This window comes from Vibrio sp. Y176, from assembly GCF_033438945.1.
The window spans coordinates 487,708-506,804 of the sequence record NZ_JAWOQS010000003.1 but is presented as its reverse complement, the minus strand read 5'-3'; the positions used below and the strand labels follow the sequence as shown (position 1 = coordinate 506,804).

General features: G+C 41.8%; 19 protein-coding genes and 2 tRNA genes. 12 read left to right on the top strand and 9 right to left on the bottom strand.

Annotated features, from left to right (window positions below; all coding sequences use genetic code 11):
- Window positions 1–4 precede the first annotated feature (4 nt).
- Window positions 5–574, top strand: a complete 570-nt coding sequence (locus R7O13_RS10635; protein WP_025766906.1) for a DUF1190 domain-containing protein — start codon at window positions 5–7, stop codon at window positions 572–574.
- 8 nt (window positions 575–582) lie between these two features.
- Complete coding sequence (locus R7O13_RS10630) at window positions 583–1,749, top strand: glutathionylspermidine synthase family protein (protein ID WP_042522104.1); 1,167 nt, start codon at window positions 583–585, stop codon at window positions 1,747–1,749.
- A gap of 73 nt (window positions 1,750–1,822) precedes the next feature.
- On the opposite strand, the gene R7O13_RS10625 is transcribed toward R7O13_RS10630, so the two are convergent.
- Window positions 1,823–2,434, bottom strand: a complete 612-nt coding sequence (locus tag R7O13_RS10625; protein WP_203345782.1) for a YecA family protein — start codon at window positions 2,432–2,434, stop codon at window positions 1,823–1,825.
- Window positions 2,435–2,485: 51 nt separating this feature from the next.
- Here R7O13_RS10625 and R7O13_RS10620 point away from each other — a divergent pair, with 51 nt between their 5' ends.
- The 4 genes from R7O13_RS10620 to R7O13_RS10605 all read left to right on the top strand — a co-directional run bounded on the left by R7O13_RS10620 (window position 2,486) and on the right by R7O13_RS10605 (window position 7,884).
- Window positions 2,486–4,906 carry a hybrid sensor histidine kinase/response regulator gene (locus tag R7O13_RS10620; RefSeq protein WP_318303816.1) on the top strand — a complete coding sequence of 807 codons (2,421 nt, stop codon included), beginning with the start codon at window positions 2,486–2,488 and terminating at the stop codon, window positions 4,904–4,906.
- Window positions 4,907–5,408: 502 nt separating this feature from the next.
- Window positions 5,409–5,858: an L-alanine exporter AlaE gene (locus R7O13_RS10615; RefSeq protein ID WP_054575116.1), complete on the top strand. Its 450-nt coding sequence runs from the start codon at window positions 5,409–5,411 to the stop codon at window positions 5,856–5,858.
- A gap of 144 nt (window positions 5,859–6,002) precedes the next feature.
- Window positions 6,003–6,090, top strand: a tRNA-Ser gene (locus R7O13_RS10610).
- Window positions 6,091–6,183: 93 nt separating this feature from the next.
- A complete protein-coding gene (locus R7O13_RS10605; RefSeq protein WP_140339977.1) occupies window positions 6,184–7,884 on the top strand; it encodes a site-specific integrase in 1,701 nt (566 codons plus the stop codon).
- 221 nt (window positions 7,885–8,105) lie between these two features.
- On the opposite strand, the gene R7O13_RS10600 is transcribed toward R7O13_RS10605, so the two are convergent.
- From R7O13_RS10600 to R7O13_RS10585, 4 genes are all read right to left on the bottom strand, one after another.
- Window positions 8,106–9,041, bottom strand: a complete 936-nt coding sequence (locus R7O13_RS10600; protein ID WP_140339975.1) for a hypothetical protein — start codon at window positions 9,039–9,041, stop codon at window positions 8,106–8,108.
- A gap of 158 nt (window positions 9,042–9,199) precedes the next feature.
- On the bottom strand, window positions 9,200–9,391 hold the full coding sequence (locus tag R7O13_RS10595) for a hypothetical protein (protein WP_152915237.1): 192 nt from the start codon (window positions 9,389–9,391) through the stop codon (window positions 9,200–9,202).
- A 20-nt stretch (window positions 9,392–9,411) separates the two neighbouring features.
- The gene (gene rnhA, locus R7O13_RS10590) at window positions 9,412–9,879 is read right to left on the bottom strand and encodes a ribonuclease HI (RefSeq protein ID WP_152915238.1); all 468 of its coding nucleotides are present in this window, start codon (window positions 9,877–9,879) and stop codon (window positions 9,412–9,414) included.
- On the bottom strand, window positions 9,860–10,468 hold the full coding sequence (locus R7O13_RS10585; RefSeq protein ID WP_005459841.1) for a recombinase family protein: 609 nt from the start codon (window positions 10,466–10,468) through the stop codon (window positions 9,860–9,862). The genes rnhA and R7O13_RS10585 overlap by 20 nt, the downstream gene beginning before the upstream one ends.
- Before the next feature lie 352 nt (window positions 10,469–10,820).
- On the opposite strand from R7O13_RS10585, the gene R7O13_RS10580 reads away from it, so the two are divergent.
- The 5 genes from R7O13_RS10580 (at window position 10,821) to R7O13_RS10560 (ending at window position 13,720) form a co-directional block, all read left to right on the top strand.
- Window positions 10,821–11,009, top strand: a complete 189-nt coding sequence (locus tag R7O13_RS10580; protein WP_213866945.1) for a hypothetical protein — start codon at window positions 10,821–10,823, stop codon at window positions 11,007–11,009.
- A 3-nt stretch (window positions 11,010–11,012) separates the two neighbouring features.
- The gene (locus tag R7O13_RS10575; protein ID WP_213866944.1) at window positions 11,013–11,603 is read left to right on the top strand and encodes an ABC-three component system protein; all 591 of its coding nucleotides are present in this window, start codon (window positions 11,013–11,015) and stop codon (window positions 11,601–11,603) included.
- Window positions 11,597–11,854: a hypothetical protein gene (locus tag R7O13_RS10570; RefSeq protein ID WP_213866943.1), complete on the top strand. Its 258-nt coding sequence runs from the start codon at window positions 11,597–11,599 to the stop codon at window positions 11,852–11,854. Before R7O13_RS10575 ends, R7O13_RS10570 begins: the two co-directional genes overlap by 7 nt.
- Window positions 11,838–13,589 (top strand): DUF2326 domain-containing protein, encoded by a 1,752-nt coding sequence (locus R7O13_RS10565; protein ID WP_213866942.1) that lies wholly within the window; start codon window positions 11,838–11,840, stop codon window positions 13,587–13,589. Before R7O13_RS10570 ends, R7O13_RS10565 begins: the two co-directional genes overlap by 17 nt.
- A 56-nt stretch (window positions 13,590–13,645) precedes the next feature.
- Window positions 13,646–13,720, top strand: a tRNA-OTHER gene (locus R7O13_RS10560).
- 273 nt (window positions 13,721–13,993) lie between these two features.
- Here the strand turns inward: R7O13_RS10560 and R7O13_RS10555 are convergent.
- The 3 genes from R7O13_RS10555 to R7O13_RS10545 all read right to left on the bottom strand — a co-directional run bounded on the left by R7O13_RS10555 (window position 13,994) and on the right by R7O13_RS10545 (window position 16,796).
- Window positions 13,994–14,122, bottom strand: coding sequence for a hypothetical protein (locus tag R7O13_RS10555; protein ID WP_258453793.1), 129 nt, complete (start codon window positions 14,120–14,122; stop codon window positions 13,994–13,996).
- Window positions 14,123–14,469: 347 nt separating this feature from the next.
- A complete protein-coding gene (locus R7O13_RS10550) occupies window positions 14,470–15,462 on the bottom strand; it encodes a cytochrome d ubiquinol oxidase subunit II (protein WP_138940014.1) in 993 nt (330 codons plus the stop codon).
- 2 nt (window positions 15,463–15,464) lie between these two features.
- Window positions 15,465–16,796: a cytochrome ubiquinol oxidase subunit I gene (locus R7O13_RS10545; protein WP_318303805.1), complete on the bottom strand. Its 1,332-nt coding sequence runs from the start codon at window positions 16,794–16,796 to the stop codon at window positions 15,465–15,467.
- A gap of 816 nt (window positions 16,797–17,612) precedes the next feature.
- Here R7O13_RS10545 and R7O13_RS10540 point away from each other — a divergent pair.
- On the top strand, window positions 17,613–17,861 hold the full coding sequence (locus tag R7O13_RS10540) for a hypothetical protein (protein WP_262658442.1): 249 nt from the start codon (window positions 17,613–17,615) through the stop codon (window positions 17,859–17,861).
- A gap of 5 nt (window positions 17,862–17,866) precedes the next feature.
- On the opposite strand, the gene R7O13_RS10535 is transcribed toward R7O13_RS10540, so the two are convergent.
- A complete protein-coding gene (locus tag R7O13_RS10535; protein ID WP_104978953.1) occupies window positions 17,867–18,856 on the bottom strand; it encodes a Solitary outer membrane autotransporter beta-barrel domain in 990 nt (329 codons plus the stop codon).
- Between the last annotated feature and the right edge of the window lie 241 nt (window positions 18,857–19,097).

The window sequence follows — 19,097 nt, the reverse complement described above, 5'->3', positions numbered from 1 at the left end:
AACGATGAAGCGGAGTTCTAACGTTAAACGTTCTTCCATGGACAAAAGCTTAAAGCTTGGGAAAATTCTTCCCTTTGCTGCCTTTGGTGGTATTTTCTTCTTTGCTACGTACGAGTCAAAAACAGAAGGGTACATTTTTTCTGATGCTGATGAGTGTAAATCTAACTCGCCTGAGTTTAGTGAACAGTGTGACATTGCATACCAAGAAGCTTTAGCTCGTGCCGAACAAAATGCCCCTCGCTACCGCAGCGAGTTCGAATGCGAGAATGATTTCTACGAGGATGATTGTTACTACAGTTCCAGTTCCCGAGCTTATGTACCTAACTTTGGCGGTTTTTTTTACAGTCGCTCATTAAGCGGGTTGAAAGGTTATAACAAGAGCTATTACTCAGAGCCGATGTACCGTTATAAATCCAAATTCTATAATGGAGCAGGACAATTCTTTGGCTCCTACCGAAATCAGCCGACCAAAGTTGCGACGAATAGCCTTAATAAACGTGGTGGCGGCACCATTGGCAGGGCGATGTCTCGAGGCGGGTTTGGTAAAGCGGTGTCGGTCAGTCGAGGCGGTTAAAAAGCACTATGTTTCGACGAGAAATACAAGAGCGCGAAAACTGGCGTGAATTAGCACGCCAGTTTGGTTTTGGTTTCCATACCATGTATGACCAACCGTATTGGGATGAGAGTGCTTACTATCAATTCACGCTGGAGCAAATTGAGCGCGATATAGAAGCGCCCACTGAAGAGCTGCATCAGATGTGCCTGGCTATTGTGGATGAAGTCGTTCGGAGTGAGCGGTTGCTGACGCAATGTGCGATCCCTGAATCTATGTGGGAGCAGGTCGCTTCTTCATGGAGACGAAGCGAACCTTCGCTTTATTCGCGGCTGGATTTCGCGTACAACGGGACCTCGCCAGCAAAATTACTGGAAAACAATGCGGATACGCCAACCAGCTTGTTTGAAACTGGCTTTTGGCAGTGGGTGTGGCTAGAAGATGTTGTAAATAAAGGTCGAGTTCACCAGAGCGCGGATCAATTCAATATTCTTCAAGACTTTTTGATCGAGCGCTTTGCCGAAATAGCAAAATACCAACCAGGACAAACACTTCACTTTAGCTGCTGCAAGTACACTGAAGAAGATAAAGGGACTGTCCAGTATTTAGAGGATTGCGCGCGAGAGGCAGGGTTAGCAACGGCATTCGTGCATGTCGAAGATATTGGAGTGACGGAAGATGGTCTGTTTGTGGATGCTGACGACAGAGCGATTCGTTGGATGTTTAAGCTTTACCCTTGGGAGTTTATGTTTGAAGAGGAATATGCGAAGTACTTAGCGACTGCGAACGTAAACTGGTTAGAACCGATGTGGAAGTCGATTCTATCCAATAAAGCACTTTTACCGTTATTGTGGGAGCGTTTTCCTAACCACCCGAACCTTTTGCCCGCTTATTTTGCTAACGATTCAAAAGCGAACACTATGAGAGATTATGTCATCAAGCCACTATTTTCTCGAGAGGGCGCGAACATCGAGATCGTCATCGATGGAAAACGTTTTGTTAAAACGTCAGGGCCTTATGAATCTAAATTCAATATCGTCCAGCAATACCATCCACTACCTAAGTTTGGGCACAACCATACGTTAATTGGCAGTTGGTTGGTCAATGATAGAGCTGCCGGTATTTCGATTAGGGAAGACAGTAGCTTAGTGACTCAAGATATGGCGCGGTATATTCCACATGTAATTTTAACATGATCAAAAAAGCTCTCCATTTGGAGAGCTTTTTGTCTATTCAGCCGTTCAATCTTGATGGTCGACAGCGTTGCGTCTATTGTTCTTCAGCTAATGCAACACCGCGCTGGGTAAGACCACATAACATCACTGGCATTGCATTGAAGATCTCTTCAAACTGCTCTAAGCCTTCCATACCTTGTTCGGCCAATGTTTCAATGGTTGTTTCTGGGTCGTAAAGCATAGTAAGAGAAAGTAAAAGACCACCGAGTAGGGCATTATCTTCGCTATCCTCAGGCATCAACGTTTCCCAGTCATCACGCGCAAGTTGCCAGCCTTGTAATACACCTTCACAGAAATCGCGAGCCTGACTTGTTACAATGTCTTGCTCATCTAGCGCGCACCCTGCAGGCCACTGCCAAGTGCCTTCTAGGAGAGCGGGACGAGTTTGGTTCCACATTTGTACAATCTCGTCAATGTACTGCTCTAGTTGTTCACCGTCAGTAAATGGCGCTGTTTCTTCTCCACCCCATAAGAATGGCAACCACTCTTGAGGCATTAATACGTTTGGCGCTGCAGCCATCGCTGTTACAAAGCCTTGAGTTTTTGCTAGGTTTAGTAGTTTACCGTCAAGTTCTGGGAGAGAAAGGATGTCTTGTAGTTTCAAAATAGAATACCATTTGTTAATGGGCTGGTTGATTGCGCTCATCTTACCAATCAATTAGTGATAAATCGATATTAGGGAATGATTCACACATCTATGGAAATTCGCTCATCACTTAGAAAAAAAAGCATTGTCGCCCTAACACTTTACCTGTGCTTCTTTATCGCCACTATCGGTTCTGTCGCCTATTTGGTTGTTGAGCCACCGGTTAGACAAAAGCTAGAGCAAAACCTAGAGTTACGTACCCAACTCCTGGCTCTTGAGATAAAAGAGCCCCTCCTCAGTTCTACAGGTGTATTGAGCAGCTTAGTAGGGCTAGCCCAAGGGACTGAAAATATTCAATCTCTCAACACAATAATTCCACATATACTTCAATTGAGTGACAAGATGCTTGTTAGTGGTGGCGTATGGCCTAAACCCGAACTCAAAGCAGAACAATGGAGATATAAAAGTCTATTCTTCAATAAAAACAGTGATAGTGGTATTGACCAAATTCACTCCTACAATAACCCCGAATCTGGCGGTTATGATAATGAACCCTGGTATGTCGCTGCCGCCGATGCTCCGGTAGGTTCTGTTAGTTGGTCTACGGTTTACATCGATACCTTTACTCAGGTCCAGATGATTACCGCGTCTTCTCCGTACTACCAAAACGGTCGATTCGCTGGAGTTGTAACGGTAGACCTATCACTTGATGCACTTTTTCAGTTTATTCGAGAGCACACGAACCAGCATTCTTTGGGGGTAGTGGTTCGCGATGCTGACTCAAACGTGATTATTGAACACAACTTTCAACTGACGGATGAAATTTATGTCAGCGAGCTTGATTTCGGAGAGTTTGATTGGCGCATGGAAGTTGTCAACGCAAAAGCTAAAGTCGCCGATCAAGTGTTTGAACAAGTGATGAGCGTTGAGGGGAGGATCATTCCATTTTTGCTCTTGTGTGTCTTGGTCGGTTACTACTTACTGAATCGCTATATTGTTGAACCAATTGTTCGCATTGCCGCTAAGATTGATGACTCGAAAACTGGTGGGATCATAGATATTGACTACGATAGCGATGACGAAATCGGACAGCTTATCGAGAAGTTCAATGAAAAGACGATCTATTTAGAGCAGGAGAGAATAAAAGCTCAGGCTTCGACAAACGCTAAAACGGCATTCTTAGCCACATTGTCCCACGAGATTCGCACACCAATGAACGGTGTACTAGGAACTGCCCAGATACTGTTAAAAACACCACTTACCGATGAGCAGCGTAAGCACCTGAGAACACTTTATGATTCAGGTGATCACATGATGACATTACTCAATGAGATTTTAGATTACTCAAAAATTGAACAAGGGCATGTTGAGTTTGAAAATAAGCCTTTCCCAATTGAGTCGATTATCGGCAGTATCAAGAGTGTTTATCAAACTCTATGTGCAGAAAAAGGTCTTCGCTTTAGAGTAGTCTCGCATTTACCAACGGGTCGTTGGTACAACAATGACAAAGCCCGTTTGCGTCAAGTACTGTTCAATCTACTCAATAACGCTGTTAAGTTCACCGATCGTGGCATCGTAGAGGTAGAGCTAGCCGAGAAATCGAGTAAGGCAGGCACCAAGCTGATACTAAAGGTAAAAGATACAGGAATTGGTATTTCAAAAGAGGCACAAAAACGCATTTTTCGTCCTTTTGAGCAAGCGGAGTCATCAACGACTAGACGGTTTGGTGGTACAGGGCTTGGTTTAGCAATAGTCAAAGAAATCGCGGAACATATGGGTGGGCAAGTGGTTGTAGAGAGTCAGGAGGACGCTGGAACGACTTTTACTGTCGAAATTGCCCTTACACCTTGCAAGCCGGGTAAAGTAGAGTCAATCAATACACATAAATTGAACTGTAAAGGGTTGAAAGCACTCATTGTTGAAGACAACCGAACAAATGCGATCATTATGGAAACTTTCCTCCGAGCCAAGGGCTTTGAGTGCACAAGTGTCGAAAATGGTCAGCTTGCAGTCGATGAGGTTGCGATCAAACCATTTGATTTGATACTGATGGATAATCATATGCCTGTTCTAGATGGCGTTGGGGCCATATCAGCCATTCGAGCAATGAGTTCACCTGCTAAGTCGGTACTGATTTTTGGCTGTACAGCGGATGTGTTCAAAGAAACACAAGAGCGTATGATTAATGTAGGAGCAGACCACATAATAGCGAAACCAATAGTGGAGTCTGAATTAAATGATGCACTGTATCTTCATGCGACACAGTTATATCAGTACCAATCGGACTTTGATGGAAATGCAGCAGATAGCTTTAATGCTGAAAAGTGGTTACTCAACTTCTATGTCGCTCTAGATAGTGGACATCTTAATGAAGCACTTGAGGCTATTTCAGCGATCATTGCGGAGGCTCCCCTTGAACTCAGTGACGACGTTTCTTCAGTCGCCGAACGGATAAGAAGTAACTTAAAGCGTCAGCAATCCCCAGACCAAGATGATATCGATACATTAACGATTTTGCTGGCCTCACCATAACTGAATCAATATGGCGCAACTGTGAATTGTTCTTACTATTTATACGTCATCCAGCGTCGTCACAAACTCTTCTAACCTGCAATGAACAGGCTTGCTGTTTCACTTTTACGAGTAAAACAGCAAGCCCTTCTACTGTGATTATATCGGTAATACTCTGAATTTTCGCAGCTCGGTAGCATAAGCTATAGGAGTGGCTGTTTACAGTCCGAGTTTTGTTCTAACTTTACGTCAAAATAATTATCGTAACCCCTTTTTATGTAAGTGAAATCCGTGTTTTTGTACCATTTTTACGTAATTTTAGGCGTTTTTACTCGCCATTGGTGAAAAAAACTACTTTTACTTTAAAAGTTGGTTATAAATTTACAACTTAATTTTAAATACAGGACCATAAGCTAGTTTTTGTGTGTTCTAATTGCATCATTAACTGGCTTGATGTCTTTTTTCTGGTTAATAGTTTTATTATTTTCATTAATTGCAGTGTTTGATTTTAAGGGTTTTGTAAATGAAGTCTCGTGGACCATTTTGTATTCGTCACGCCGCAGCGGATACCTTTGCTATGGTTGTTTTTTGCTTTATCACAGGGATGATTGTCGAGATTTTGATTTCAGGGATGACATTTGAGCAATCTCTAGCATCGCGTACGCTATCGATTCCAGTGAATATCGCCATTGCTTGGCCGTATGGGGTTTTTCGTGATTGGGTGCTGCATCAAGGTAGTAAGGTGTCACCGTCTTCCTTTATGAAGAATATCTCTGATCTGGTCGCTTATGTACTATTTCAATCTCCAGTTTATGCGGGTATTTTATTCGCAGTTGGCGCGTCTACAGATCAAATTGTGACCGCAGTAGCAAGTAACGCTGTTATTTCTTGTGGCATGGGTGTGTTGTATGGGTACTTCCTGGACATGTGCCGCCGTTGGTTCCGTGTTCCCGGTTATTCTCAAAGCATCTAAATGCCCCAGTTTTGCTCAATTTAGTTACTTAGTGAGCAATCGATTCGAAAAGGGCGCTTTTTTTTATGTTTAGCCTTGACCATCAGGCACATAATCATTAAATTAGCGCCTCGTTAGCCAATGATGCTAACCAAAATTTGATTCGGTGAGTTGTCCGAGTGGCTGAAGGAGCACGCCTGGAAAGTGTGTATACGGCAACGTATCGAGAGTTCGAATCTCTCACTCACCGCCACATTCTATAAGCCCTTGTAGTGTAAGAACTTCTTATAATACAGGGGTTTGGTGTTTTAATGTAAGCTGCCTACTGGTACAAAGAGTAGGTACAATGTCGAACATCATGGCAAGTCCTTATAAGCATCCCCAAACTGGTGTTTACTACTTTAGAATGGCTGTCCCCAAAAAGCTGGTTCCTATAATCGGTAAGACAGTCTTCAAGAAATCTCTTCAAACGAAAAACCTTTCTGAAGCAAAGCAGCGCTTTCCTCAGCATCTTGATGATGCGCTCAAGCAAATCGATTTCGCTAATTTAAAGCTATCTAATTCATCTGATATTGAGCTTAATGTCCGTGATTGCGCGATCATTGCCGAGCGTTGGTATCTGCGTGTCAAAGATGAGGTTGATGGTAATGGTAACTATGATTGCTATCTTCGATATGAATGGTATGGCGTTGAGGGCGATAAGCGTCTCCACGTATTCGGCTTGTCTGACACATTTGAGTTTAGTGGTCTAGATGCGTCAAAAGCTACTGAAGAAGAATACCAAGAGCTTTTGGAAGGCTTGAAAGATTTCATTGAAGAACAGCTAAAGATAGAAGGTTTAGTTGTATGTGAGACAAGCGCTTCATATAGACGTATGGTTTACGCTTTTTACGATTACGCCCGTCGAGTTGAGTCTCTCTGTTTGGCTCGTCACAAGCGAGACTTTGGGTATGAGCCAGTGACCACTCCAATCGCTAGTGAGCCCCTTTCAGTGTCTAAGCCTGATAAGATACCGTCTAGGGTTTTGAAACCATCTCAGGACTCCATTTCGAGCCTATTGAAGCGTTACCTTGAGTCTGCATCTATTAATGGCAAAGCTTCTCAATCCTTGGCAGAGGTTGAGTCTCAGATAGAGCGTCTTATAGAGATAATAGGGGATCTAGACGTTGCTGATGTAACCAGAGGTCATATCTCAAAATACAAAGATACCCTGTTACAATTACCTAAGTCTAAAGCTAAAGAGATTAGAAACAAATCAGTACCTGAGCAGCTTGAGCTTGTTAGGACCAAGGGGCTCGAAACAATAGCTCCTTCAACCGTTAAGACTATTCTCAGAAAGACTTCTCCTGTATTTGGCTATGCTGTTGAGCTTGGTCTGATAGACGTCAACCCATACAAAGGTGTAACACTTCCTAAAGTGCAGAATAAGTCAGCGGTTGCCGAAGCTAAAGGCTTTAGCCCTAGTGAACTCAACCAGTTATTTCAGTTTGATATATTCACTGACGCTACTGCTAATAAGCCTTATGGCATGGCTTGTTATTGGGTACCACTTCTATGCAGGTATACGGGCTCACGGATTGAAGAAATGGTTCAACTTAGAAGGTCAGATATACAACAGTCAGACGAAGGTATTCATTTTATTTATGTTCGTGAGGGTGAAGAGCAGAACGTAAAAAACGTTAAGTCAGTTCGACAAGTACCGATTCATGATCATCTCATTGATTTGGGCTTTTTGGATTATGTGGCGTCCTGTGGAGAGTTTCTATTCCCTGAGCACAAACCAAACAAACACGGTAAAAGGTCTGGTGCTATTGGTAAGTGGTGGAGTAAGCAGGTCAAGACGTTAGGCATAACCAAGCAGCCATCACACTCGTTTAGGCACTCTTTGAGAACAGCTTTGCGTGGCCTAGGAGTGGTTGATTCTGTTAGTGATGCTATCACTGGTCACGCTCCGGCTAATATCGGTGCAGCATACGGTACGGTTGATATGAAGGCTAAGAAGGACGCTATAGACCGCCTTCCTCGCTTAGGGTTAAGTAAGCTTTAAATAAATAGTTATCAGTTGTTTTATTTCGAGGGTATATTGGTTTAACTGATTTAAGTTGTTGTATTGTTGGGGTTTTATTGTTTTTTGGTTCTTTCAAAACCCCTATAGTGACCACCTAGAGGTCTCAGCGGTCACGAGTGACCACCCTAGCGTTTTCTCAAAGATAGCCACCAGCTTGGGGATACCGCTAAGATCTCTCTGTGGGTTTTCTGGTGTAAGTGCTAGGTTTTCACCGTGGCTTTTTCTTCGAATTTCTCGTATTCATTAACGTCACCATCACCGTACTTTAGAATAACCTCGTTTTCGTCCCAACTACGCTTTACGACAATCCCTAATGCTCTTTTATCTAAAGTATTTAATGCCTTTCTAAATGCCATAGGGTTTCTTTGGATTAACTCTTTGAGGGCACTTTCTTGATAAATGATTTCTTGTAGCTCTAACTCTTCTTCAGATAAAGCAGCCTCAAACCTATTACCTTTATAAGCTTTTGATAATCTGCTGATAATTGGAAACCCATCCTTATCGAAATCGTCAGGCATTACCTCAAATCTCTTTAATAGCTTTTTTCTAAGCTTTTCTGCCGCCTTTTGATAATCACTCGACCACTCTTTCACATTAGGTAAACCAACCTCGATACAGGCCTTCTGAGCGTTCAAAATATGTAATCCTTGGGTTTCACTGCAATCAAATAACTTAGCGGTTTCGCGCTTTGAAAGTGGTTCTAGGTTTTCCCCCTGCATCAAAGACTGCTTAAACTTGTTTTGCCATATCTCAGACTGATCTAAGGCTGTACCGTGTTCCACGTTCTTAGTAAGAGAATCTAAATAAGCCTCTGCTTCTGTATAGCCTCGATAAATTTTTACGGGCACTAAAAGGTTTTGGCTTGGGTTGTCTTTAAGGAACTTGTGGCATGCCTCCGTGCGGTGGAAACCACTCACTACATACAACTCACCGTAAATATCATAGGCTTCTATTGGTTCCCTAATGCCATTACCGTTCTCTAAACTGGTAAGAATGTTTCTGAGTTGCCTTTGTCTACTGTTTTCTGAAGATGCTCTGTCTGCTCTTTTAGCTATTAACTGTGTTTGTCTGCTTTGAAACCTTTCATCGAGAACAAGCTGTCTAGGGTCTATCTGCTCTAAAATACACTGTTTCATAGTTTTTTACTGCTGGTGGTTTATCTCTTTCTTTTACTAAGTTTTAATGCACCTCAAACCACGACCATAGGGGGGGAAGGTTCGACATAAATTGTTTTCCTTACGATTGCTCCGCCCCCTGACGTTTACACAAAATGTGATTTACAAAAGTTCATTTTTTAAGAGAGACGACCATACCAGTTGCCTACATGCGTTCGGATTACGGGTACACCATCTTTTGCCGCTTTCTTTGCATTTTTCATTGAACAGACAAACCATGCTTTGACTTCAGGTATGCGGTGATAGTTGTCTATCTCGTTAAGTTCAACTTCTGGTAGGATAAAATCTTCAACTAATGTAGTTTGTTCCATGTTGTTATACCTTTGTAATTTTACTTTTGTGGAATAGCAGAGTAAGCAAGCATGTTAACTCTCTCGTTTAGAGGATGACCATTGTGTGCTTTTACCCACTCCCAAGAAACATTCATTGATTCGTTCAGTTCGTCCAATTTCTGCCATAAGTCTGCGTTAAGGACGGGTTTTCTGTCACTCTTACGCCAACAATTACGCTTCCAGTTATGTATCCATGTAGTGATGCCATTTTTTACATACTGGCTGTCTGTGTGGACTGTTATAGGGTTGTTCGGATACTTCTTATATATGACCTCTAATGCTTTAATTGCTGCCGTTAGTTCCATTCTGTTGCTGGTGGTCTTTCTTTCGTGTCCAGAGCGTTCTAGCTTTTTGTCTGCTCTGGTTAGTATGAATGCCCAGCCGCCTATGCATTTCTGTGTAATACATGAACCGTCTGTGTAGGCGTTAATTACTTCTTTAGCGTTGCTAGTTACTGTTGTTTCCATTTTTCTCCTTACTCTTCTTTGATTCTGCGTAGAGGCGCTTAACCGTTGATTGAGAGATGTTAAGCTTCTCTGCGGTTTTGGATATGGACAATCCTTCATTCCTTAGCTTTGCTACTTTGTCCGCACTTGCTTTGGCAGGACGACCAATAGTTTTACCTTCAGCCCTTGCTCTTGCTTGACCCTCAATTGTTCGTTCTCTAATACGATCTTTTTCAAACTCAGCAAAAGCTAAAAACATTTTCAACATTAACTGACCTTCAGGGCTGTTTAGGTCGTTATGTGGTAAATCTAAACAGTGGATATTGATACCTTTGTCCATCAAAAGCTTGATCGTTTGTTGTACATCTATGTTGTCACGTCCTAAACGGTCTAGCTTTAAGACCACCAGCGTGTCACCTGCAACAAGCTTGTGCTCAATAAGAATCCTGAAGCCTTTACGTTCCAAAGCACAAACTCCACCTGATACAACATCTTCAACTACAAAAGCTTCGTTGACTTCATATCCTCTGTCTTTGAAGGCTTGTATTTGGTTCGCTGTTGTCTGCTCTGTTGTAGAGACTCGACAATAGAAATAAGTCCTCGTACTCATTAGCCCTCGCATACCACTCTGAAAAAGTAGTATGGATTTTATGAGCCTGGGTCAAAATGTCAAGAGGGTACTTATGAGACGTTTTTGTCTCATACTATGCGGGTAGGTTCGAAAACGAATGGTTTTGAGCTAGTTATACCTGTTTGATTTTTAGATACGAATAAAAGCAATGTAATGATAAAGAAAATGAGCCTTAATGGGTTCTGTTATCTCATAACGTGAACATAGTCCCTTGAATTGATAAAGAAAGGGTGACTGAGCTAAAAGTTCAGTATTCACAGTGAGATAGATGATTGAAAGGATTATACTGGCCTTGTAATATGTGACAACTTGCAGCAAAAGGGTGCGAATAATGAAGGACTTGATGACATCAGATTGGTTAGCAATAGCTGGGATTATCGTAGCGGTATTTGGAGTTGTTGTTGCTTTAGTGATCGGAGTTATCCAGATCAAGAAAAAAAATGATGCAATCACTATAAACCAAAAGCAAGGCTCGTTATCTAGAGGAAAACAGACTATTACCATAAACAAGGATAGTTAAATTATGGAGAACCGAGACCCAGTTCGTATACATCAAAGTCAGGGTATTGGGAGTTCTGGGAAGCAATCTATTCACATAGACCAAAGCGTTCATAACCACTATCCCAATGTGTATAAGCATCTAGTTAAAACTCATGTTGGCGCAATAACCTTTAATCCAGTGCAGCTTAGAGAAGTAGTTGAGATCATTTCTGATAACTATGAAGATATCGAGCAATCTCCAAGGGATTTCGACTCAATTTCTATCGAAAAGAAAAATGTTCTGAATAATCTATCACAAGAGTTTTACAACGATGTAATTGCAAGAGATTATGAACCTTACTTTATGGAACTGGACATTTTCTTTAGGCAGCGAGCAAGTGAAGACTTGCAAAAACTTGTAGGGAAAATAACTAGAAGTTTAAATAGAAATATTCGTTCCACATCTAACGAACTTGATCGATTCGAGTCATTACTAGCTTCCATTGAAAACTCATTATTGGATTCTCAGTTTGAAGAACTCAATGGAAAAGAAGATTCTATCACTTTGTTCTTATATTACCTTTATGCTAATTGCTTTATTGGTCGTAAAACAGAAGAGGAAAATTTATGTTAACACCTCATCGTTTTATGGATCTAAATTATTCCGTGTTGAACGTAACTAGTTTAGCTATAGATCTTTTAACACAAAGATGTAGCGCTACTTTGGATGAAATACTCGATTTCGCTCAGGATGAATATTCTGAAATAAATGAACAGGATGTCTTATTAGCTGTTAGCTTTTTATATCTTTTGGGGAAAGTAAGATATTGCAAGGAGAGTGAGTCAGTTTTACTATTAAAGGATGACAATGATAAAGTTAAATAAACTATATTCAAGTGATGAAGAGGTTTTCCCTACAATAACTTTTGTTGAAGGAATTAACGTTGTCTTCGCTAGTGTTAGTAATAACAAAAGCAAGTCTTCGCATAGCTTAGGAAAAACTACTCTAGTAGATATAATAGATTTCTGTTTCCTAAAGAAAGTTGTAAAAGGAAGCGTACTGAGGAACGAGCGTCTCTCTGGTCAGCAACTGTTTCTTGAACTGAAGCTGGGTAAGGATAAATATTTAACTATTAAGCGGGTGGTCTCGGGGAAGATATCTATTGTAACTACAACTACGCCTTGTAGCATGGCAGGACAACCTAATATTCCTTGGGGATATACCAACCTTTCATTTGATAAAGCCAAAGAGGTATTGAATGGTCTAATATGTCCTTCTTTATTAACGGAGTCAGGTTTCCATTTTAGAAGTGGTCTAAGGTACTGTCTTAGAAAGCAAACTAATTATGAAGAGACCTTTAAAGTTCGGGCAGGTCAAGAACCAAATGCCTCTTGGGTACCTTATTTAGGGTCTATTTTGGGTATAGATGCCCAATCAATAAATGAAAAGTTTGAGGCAAACAAAAGGGTAGATGCTCTAGATAACGCAATCAAACAAATTAAAGACCTTCCAACTGATAGCAGTCAAAGCTTAGAGGCTGAGATTACAAGAATTGAAGCAACAGTAACAAAGATGAAAATTACTGCTGATAGTTTTGATTTTAAGACTTCAGATGAGGTTGTTAGTAAGGAGCTAGTCAATGAGGTATCAACGAGAGTATCTAGTTTAACCAAGGAGCTATACTCGATTGATCAAAAAATATTGGCAATAAATAAATCATTGTTAATCGATTTTTACTTTGATCTTGAAAAAACTTTAGAGCTATTTGAGGAAGTTAAAATACATTTTCCCGAAGGTCTCAAGAGGTCATACGAAGATCTTATTTCTGTAAATGAAGAAATGACTAAAGGTAGGAAATCTAGGTTAATTCAATCGAAGAAAGAGATTGTATCCTATAGGGTAACGCTAGAAGGTGAGCTTAATTCCGAAAGAGAGAAACAACAAAAATTGTCACAGCTATTGCTTCAGAAAGATGTATTTAAGAAGTACAAAGAACTCCAAAATAAAATATCAAAAGAAGAGTCAAGGGTAGCTACATTAAAGGAAAAGCTTAAGCGATTAGACCTAGTTGGTACTTTGGATGAAAAACTAGAAGAGGCTAAGTCTGAAAAACGAAAGAAAGGTAGAAAGTTAGAACCTGCTACAAAATTAAGCCAAAATGAAATCCTGAAGAGTGCTGTCACTATCTTTAGTGGAATGGCCGAAAATATTTTAGACTTGGATGCGTTTTTTTATGTGGAGCTTAATAAAGAAGGAAATCTACAGTTCGATATCCAACTAAAAAATCAAACGAGTATTAATGAAGGCTTTTCCTATACGCGAGTATTATCAGCTATATTCGATGTCACATTATTACTCATACACTCTAAGGTAAGTTTTTATCGCTTTTGTTACCACGATGGCTTACTTGAGTCTCTGGATGACCGAATTAAAGTGAAGCTCATAAAGCTTTGGCGTGAGATCTCTAATCAAAACGGTCTGCAACTTATCATTACGGTTTTAGATAGTGATTTGCCAATCGTAAACGGGCAAAGACAATACTTTCCTAAAGATGAAGTTATACGTGAGTTGAATGATAAAGGTGACGAAGGTAGGTTGTTTAAGATGCCTGCTTTCTAAAAATCCGTGCGATTGTTTGGTACAAATTACTGGTACAAAAATTAGAATTTATATATAATTAAGTGGTTGATATTAAATGGTTTATACTTGGTAGCTTGCAATCGAGAGTTCGAATCTCTCACTCACCGCCACATTCTAAAAGGTCTGATTTATCAGGCCTTTTTTCATATCTGCACTAAAGTAATGCGTCATTGAAAGTACACAAGAGTGCTCAAGGTGCAAGCGCCATTCTATCTACAAGCCAACTATTCACATCTCACCTCTATACAACGCCAAAATTGAAGAAGCTATACAGAGGCAGCCATAATCTGATTGGTGCGGGTTAGCCTATCCACTTTAATCTAGAATTTAGCACCCATATCACATGAGGTATGAATACGGCCACAAGAATGAACGTAGTGCTACTAGATGCTAAGCAAAACAGCCATGAACACGAATACAACAGCAATCATACCAAAGAGATCTGTGTTTGGATTGAGGTCATCTGGGTTAAATTTTTCAATGCTATGCGTCGTTTTGCATCTTATCTTCATGTTCTTGTCCTTATTTCATGTACTATTTCAACAGCAACATAACATGCAATTGAGTGTTCACAAGTCATAAAAAGCATAAGTATACTTGCACCTCATTGAGCGCAAAAAATACTCAAAACGTTTTAAAGTGGTGGTCTACCTTTTGTAATATCCAATATTCTTTCTGTTTTTGTGCCTGTATCGCTATAGTTGAGAAACGGTTATCTCGTTCTAGTTAGGAACAAACTACTGGCTGCCGCTACATTCTCTCAGCGTTCCCACTCAGTCGCCTTGGGTAGATACTTTAGTCGTGAGTACTGCAAAAAAACGCCGCATGAGCAGCGGCGCTTTGTTGAGGAATTACCTTCCTACTTGTAGCTAAGTTCTGTCGCTTTGCCTTTGAAGATCCGGTATACCACAAAGGTGTAAAGCAATATCACCGGCATAACAATCATCACACCGTAGCCCACGATTATTAATGTCGCAGGTGAGGAGGCCGCTTGTTGTGCGGTCATCAACCCCGGCACAACTTCTGGGAAGAAGCTATACGCAAGACCGAGAAAGCTCAAGGCGAAAATGACGGTGACACCAAAGAAAGGCCAGCGCACACCCAGATCATTCACCATTGGAACCTGACGCAAATAGCGATCAACGAGGAAGATGGTCGCCAACACAATCAGCGGAACTGGGGCAAGCAACAAGACTTCTGGGAAGCTGAACCAACGCAGGGCAACTTGTTGATTTACAATTGGGTTTACAACGCTCACGACTAAGATTCCTAAGGCTGCTAACCAACCAGCACGACGAGACCAACGTGCTGAACGTATTTGCAAATCACCCTCCGTTTTCAGTACCAACCATGCGCCGCCGATGTAAACATACGCCGCCGTTACACAAAGTGCGCTTAACCATGCAAAGCCAAATGCTTCGGTTGATTGCTCAAATCCCATGATGTAACGACCAACCATGTAACCTTGGGTTAGCGCGGTGACTAACGAGCCAATTCTAAAGCACCAATCCCAATGAGGTTTATGATCCGAGTTCGCTTTGGCGCGGAAGTCGAACGCTACGCCACGCATGATCAGTGCGATAAGCATGATGGCGGTCGGCATATAAAGCTCAGTCAAAATCAAGCTATGAGCGGTAGGAAAGGCAATCAGCAGAATACCGACGGCTAACACCAACCACGTTTCATTCGCATCCCAGAAAGGGCCGATAGACGCTATCATTCGGTCACGTTGCGCTTCATTATCACTCGGTAAAAGGATACCGACGCCAAGATCGTAGCCGTCGAGCACGGCATACATAAAGACCGAGAAGCCAAGCAGCAGAAGATAAATTTCTGGTAGATAGTCGAGCATGATTAGGCCTCTTGTTGTGTCAATGGGACTTCATGGGCTGCAACGTCTTTGCGCGCCAAATAGAATAGGGTATGGATGTACGCAACCAGCAATGCAGCATAAATGGCTAAGTACATAATGAGCGAAGTCATCACGCTACTGCTCGCAACCGTGGTGACGGCTTCGGATGTTCGCAATACACCGCTGACCAACCAAGGTTGTCGACCAATCTCAGTAACATACCAACCCGCCAGTGTGGCTATCCAACCAGAGAACGTCATGGCTAATACTGTGTATAGGTAAGGTTTAGGTAGCGCTTTTTTGCGTGTTAGCTTCACCGCGCCATACCAGCTAACCAGCAGCATAAGGACACCTACACCAACCATCACGCGGAAACCAAAGAACAAGGGCTTCACTGGCGGGTGGTCAGGCGCAAACTCGTTAAGTCCCTGGATTTCCCCGTCTAAGTCATGCGTAAGAATCAAACTCGCCAACTTAGGGATGCCCACTTCAAAATCATTGCTGCGAGTTTCTTCATTTGGCATCGCAAATAGTAGAAGAGGTGCGCCTTGCTCGGTCTCCCACACACCTTCCATCGCTGCAATTTTTGCAGGTTGATGTTCAAGCGTGTTTAACCCGTGAAGGTCACCGACAAAGATTTGTACCGGGATGAACCCAGCCGCCGCGAACAACGCGAATTTTAAGCCAAGTTTGGCTGAGCGGTGATCTGGCTTTTTCATTATTTGATAAGCCGAGATACCCGCAATCAAGAAGCTGGCAGTCAGCGCCGACGCTAATAGCGTGTGCAGAAGACGGTAAGGTAAAGAAGGATTGAAAATGACTTCCTTCCACTTGGTTACATGCACAATACCGTCAATCACTTCATAGCCACTTGGTGTGTGCATCCAGCTGTTAAGCACCAGAATCCAAAATGCGGACATACTTGTCCCAACAGCAACCAGAATGGTGGCGAGAGTATGAACCCATTCTGGCACTCGTCCACGCCCAAAAAGCATCACGCCAAGGAAGGTCGCTTCCATAAAGAAGGCGGTCATCACTTCGTATCCGAGCAATGGTCCTGCTACGTTTCCTACTCGTTCCATAAAGCCTGGCCAGTTGGTCCCAAACTGGAAACTCATCGTAATGCCGGAAACCACACCTAAGGCGAAAGTGAGAGCGAATATCTTGACCCAGAAGTAATAAACATCGAGCCAAACGGGGGCTTGTGTGCGGTTATATCGCCACTTGAAAAACACCAACATCCACGCCAACGCGATGGTGATGGTCGGGAAGAGAATATGAAAGCTGATATTGGCCGCGAACTGGATCCGCGACAGTATGAGGGTATCTAACATCTTGGTTCCTCAAAAACGTGCCATACTAAAAATCGTGTCTATCTGTAATTTAGTTACGAAAAGTCGGGCAGTTTGGATTCATGTATCGAGAAATACAGGTGATTCTGTTTTCTTCTAACCATGATTTATATCAACTAAGGGAAAGAAAGGAGTGTAGGAAATTGTCTCAAAATGCCACTAATAGTCGCGAGAAGTGAGTAAAAGAAAGCAAATGTAACTGAAGGAGCATGGATTAAGATTAGTTCGAATTATCCTTATGATGGTTTCGATAATCCTGAAATAAAATTACAAAAACAATATTTTTAGTAAGGAAAATTGCCTTGCCTTCACTTTGAACCTCCATACTATTTATACACTAGTCATGTCGAGATCATCTCAAACACAGCAAACTTACTGGCAGTTAAGGTGGGAAACTTTAGCTAATTGATAAACTTAAAATTGCACTGCTAATGACATGTGCATCATAAGTTCGTTAGCACTCGACCAGAAGTGCGATAGGCTACATTTTTATACTAGCGAACGATTTGGCTCTAGGTAATTCGGCTTTCACTAGATCAACAAGTCGACTGCGGACCATTTTCGATTCCTGATGAGTTTCAATCCAAACTGACACTTACTTTTCAGCAAGTGTGCTAGTGTCTTTCTTGTTATTTATTAAATAATTAATAAATGCCTATATGGTAAAGAGAGTTGTGGACAGCTATCTCGAGCAGTAGACTGGCGCTAGCCAGAGCGTCTGACTTTGAGGGGGGCATTCTACATGAATCTTGGATTCTGCCACCGCAAAGCTGATATTGAATTTGATGGAGATGGATAATGAACGACAGTTGGGCTAATTTCTTTCCTTACTTTGCTGGAGCTTTTAAGCTTATTGTATTAGGGATAGGAGCCTACTTAGCCATTAAATGGCATTTTGACGAAGAGCGAAGGGTAAGAGAAGCGGAAGGTGTGGTGTTTGATAACCCAAGTCTCATGAAAAAGTTTGCGAAGACGCTAACTCTGCCATTACTTTTGTGTCTTCTCGTTCTTCTTGTTATATATGCTACCAACTGGTTCCTGTACTGACAGCGTTATTGTTTGTTGTAGTAAAGTTGAATGCTGCCACCTCTGAGAGTCGAGCCGTAGTTGAAGTTAACGCCTATGCCGAAATTGTCCAACCAATCAAAGGGCTTTGGTGCATAAAATAGCCATCCTATAGAAGCTTCGTAGTAATGCGGACTTCCAAGTTCGTCGCTTAAATCATGCGAAAGGTCGACTCTTTTAATCCCAGTAAATAAAGCTTGCTCACCGTGATAAATATTGTAGTAACCGGTGATTTCATTAGATAGGTACCAACCTTTAGGGTTGCCTATATTGCCGTTATTTGCGCTTCCCCAGCTGTGCCCAATGAATGAATTCAATGTCGAACTGGCATGCCATTTCCCCCAACTTGTGGGAGACGTGTATTTGGCTTTAATGGATGGTTGAACTATTGCCGCCCATGCTGAAACGTTAACGGCACGGCCGTCTAGGATTCTTCCAATGATGGATGAAAGTTTATTATCGGTAGAGAATGAGTTTTTATAACGCATAAGGTGAGTCGTCGTTCTGGTGCTAAGGGTGACGTTTTCACTTGCTTTGTATAGATACCCATAACCAATCGACGCGCCGTATGTCCTTTCCTTGAGAAGATCCTTACTTGTGCCGAATAGTTTGAGATCATTCTCTGTTTGTATCGTAAACGCCTTAAACGACAGCTCATGTAAATCCTCGCTGCCCTCAATGTCAAAGTTAGTCGTGTAAGGGAGAACATATACGGATTTGCTTCGACGTTCATTGATTGACTCGTCAGTCCCGAACTCTGGGTTGGCGGTATCAAATAATGCATTCGGATCAAAGTCGCCAATACCAAACGCAATTGCGTCAGTATCGGACAGCAACACCGCGATAGAAAAACGTTGTTGAAGAAGGTTGCTAATTTCCTTATCTAGTGGATCCGCATGAGCAGTATGAGGTAGAGAGAGTAGGAGAGCGAGCGAAACGACTCGCCACTCCACTGAGGCGAAGTTGGGTTGGAACATTTTGGCTCTTTTAAATGGTTCATGCATGGAGTTTTCGGACGTATCGGTACGCTAACATTAGTTTAATCGTTGAATGGTCTGTGTAACTTTGAGAAATCTATGTTTTCTCATATTGATATGAAAAAGTTCCTTAAACGAGTTTAGCTTCAATGTGTATGCTGCACCAGATTTGTTTAGCAACATCATTCTTTTCTGAAGATGTAGCAAGACTTTGTGACTAGGTTGCATTATTTTCTTTAAT

Bases quoted from the DNA above. Each gene is read 5' to 3' on its own strand.
- R7O13_RS10605 (WP_140339977.1), top strand. From the start codon at position 6,184: ATGTCGAACATCATGGCAAGTCCTTATAAGCATCCCCAAACTGGTGTT.
- R7O13_RS10535 (WP_104978953.1), bottom strand. From the start codon at position 18,856: ATGTTCCAACCCAACTTCGCCTCAGTGGAGTGGCGAGTCGTTTCGCTC.
- R7O13_RS10540 (WP_262658442.1), top strand. From the start codon at position 17,613: ATGAACGACAGTTGGGCTAATTTCTTTCCTTACTTTGCTGGAGCTTTT.
- R7O13_RS10625 (WP_203345782.1), bottom strand. From the start codon at position 2,434: ATGAGCGCAATCAACCAGCCCATTAACAAATGGTATTCTATTTTGAAA.
- R7O13_RS10600 (WP_140339975.1), bottom strand. From the start codon at position 9,041: ATGAAACAGTGTATTTTAGAGCAGATAGACCCTAGACAGCTTGTTCTC.
- rnhA (WP_152915238.1), bottom strand. From the start codon at position 9,879: ATGGAAACAACAGTAACTAGCAACGCTAAAGAAGTAATTAACGCCTAC.
- R7O13_RS10620 (WP_318303816.1), top strand. From the start codon at position 2,486: ATGGAAATTCGCTCATCACTTAGAAAAAAAAGCATTGTCGCCCTAACA.
- R7O13_RS10565 (WP_213866942.1), top strand. From the start codon at position 11,838: ATGATAAAGTTAAATAAACTATATTCAAGTGATGAAGAGGTTTTCCCT.
- R7O13_RS10595 (WP_152915237.1), bottom strand. From the start codon at position 9,391: ATGGAACAAACTACATTAGTTGAAGATTTTATCCTACCAGAAGTTGAA.
- R7O13_RS10575 (WP_213866944.1), top strand. From the start codon at position 11,013: ATGGAGAACCGAGACCCAGTTCGTATACATCAAAGTCAGGGTATTGGG.
- R7O13_RS10545 (WP_318303805.1), bottom strand. From the start codon at position 16,796: ATGTTAGATACCCTCATACTGTCGCGGATCCAGTTCGCGGCCAATATC.
- R7O13_RS10630 (WP_042522104.1), top strand. From the start codon at position 583: ATGTTTCGACGAGAAATACAAGAGCGCGAAAACTGGCGTGAATTAGCA.
- R7O13_RS10635 (WP_025766906.1), top strand. From the start codon at position 5: ATGAAGCGGAGTTCTAACGTTAAACGTTCTTCCATGGACAAAAGCTTA.
- R7O13_RS10570 (WP_213866943.1), top strand. From the start codon at position 11,597: ATGTTAACACCTCATCGTTTTATGGATCTAAATTATTCCGTGTTGAAC.
- R7O13_RS10555 (WP_258453793.1), bottom strand. From the start codon at position 14,122: ATGAAGATAAGATGCAAAACGACGCATAGCATTGAAAAATTTAACCCA.
- R7O13_RS10585 (WP_005459841.1), bottom strand. From the start codon at position 10,468: ATGAGTACGAGGACTTATTTCTATTGTCGAGTCTCTACAACAGAGCAG.
- R7O13_RS10615 (WP_054575116.1), top strand. From the start codon at position 5,409: ATGAAGTCTCGTGGACCATTTTGTATTCGTCACGCCGCAGCGGATACC.
- R7O13_RS10580 (WP_213866945.1), top strand. From the start codon at position 10,821: ATGAAGGACTTGATGACATCAGATTGGTTAGCAATAGCTGGGATTATC.
- R7O13_RS10550 (WP_138940014.1), bottom strand. From the start codon at position 15,462: ATGCTCGACTATCTACCAGAAATTTATCTTCTGCTGCTTGGCTTCTCG.